At 58.9% G+C, this 1,128-nt stretch carries 3 protein-coding genes; all 3 read right to left on the reverse strand.

Annotated features, from left to right (window positions below; all coding sequences use genetic code 11):
• The coding region (cas6e, locus tag KDK14_RS04715; protein WP_257263864.1) for a type I-E CRISPR-associated protein Cas6/Cse3/CasE at window positions 1–252 on the reverse strand (252 nt) is incomplete at its 3' end.
• Window positions 239–946: a type I-E CRISPR-associated protein Cas5/CasD gene (gene cas5e / locus KDK14_RS04720; protein WP_257263865.1), complete on the reverse strand. Its 708-nt coding sequence runs from the start codon at window positions 944–946 to the stop codon at window positions 239–241. The genes cas6e and cas5e, both read right to left, overlap by 14 nt.
• Window positions 947–948: 2 nt before the next feature.
• Window positions 949–1,128 (reverse strand): hypothetical protein (locus KDK14_RS04725; protein WP_257263866.1); only part of this gene is annotated, 180 nt, incomplete at its 5' end.

Consider the following 1,128-nt stretch of genomic DNA (forward strand, 5'->3'; position numbering starts at 1 on the left):
CCGCTGGCCTTCGGCCAACTGGTAGTTCACCGGTTTACTGGCCAGGCAGAGCGCATCCGCCCCTTGATTGACCGGCGGATATTCCGACTGCAATAAAACCTCAGCCCCGGATTGACGACATTGACGCTCGACCCGGAACAGAAACGAACGGCTGTCATCAGGACGGTGGGGAAACAGTTGCCAGAGCGCCCGATGCAGCTCATAAGCGTTGCCGGATTTGTTCGGTGAGATACGTACTTTAGCCAGATACATGATGATCTCCCGCCTCGGTTTCAGGTTTCGTTTCGGGCTGCTCAAGCTGCTGTACAAACACCCGGCGAGCAGCAAATTGCCGGGGCCGGTCCACCAGGGGAACGTCCCGCAGCCGCAACTCTCGCTGCTTGCCAGAGCCTTCTTCGCTATAAACCATGCCCGCGAAGGGCGCCACCGCAGCCAGCGCTGACAGGGCATCCGGCGCGGTAACCACAGCCTTGGCAAACAGCGACTGAACCAGGGGGCAAGCCAACGGGCAGCTGCGCCGCCCAAGCACTGGCGTATATACCGGCTTGCACAAAGCCTGATGCAAACGATCCAGAGTGACCACCGCTTTTGGCTGACTCCACACCGCGACCGTATATTTGGCATCCTGCCAGTACTCCCGCCAGGTCTGAATGGTCTCATGGCTTTTCAGTCCCTGATAATCAACCCTGGCGTTTTTCACGGTGTGATAGTCCGTCATTTTCTGAGGCTCATGCTCGCCCCGATCACAGCGTACGGCGAAAGCCACGCTGTCAGCCAGTGCCCGCAGCCCTTCACGATCCTGCCGGTCAATGCCCAGACAAGCACCGAGCAACCCCAGCAGGGCGCTCCGGCCCGGCCATCGGGCCGATGTTCTTAACCCTTCAAAACTGTGCTGCCCCCAGCTTTGCAGGGGCCCTGCCAGTTTCACGATTAAATGCCCTCGCATGGTTACTCCTCGCCATTATCTCGAACCCATTGCTCAAGCTCGGGCAGGGAGGCTTTGCCCACGATCCCCTCCGGAGCATCCATGGTTTCTACGACGAACTGTGCACTACGATCATCCAACCCATAGCCACGGGTTAACTGCTGCCAGTGCTCATGCAATTTGGTCATGGACAGCCGCCGGTA

Source organism: Endozoicomonas sp. ONNA2, from assembly GCF_024606365.1.
In the GTDB taxonomy this organism is placed as follows: domain Bacteria; phylum Pseudomonadota; class Gammaproteobacteria; order Pseudomonadales; family Endozoicomonadaceae; genus Endozoicomonas.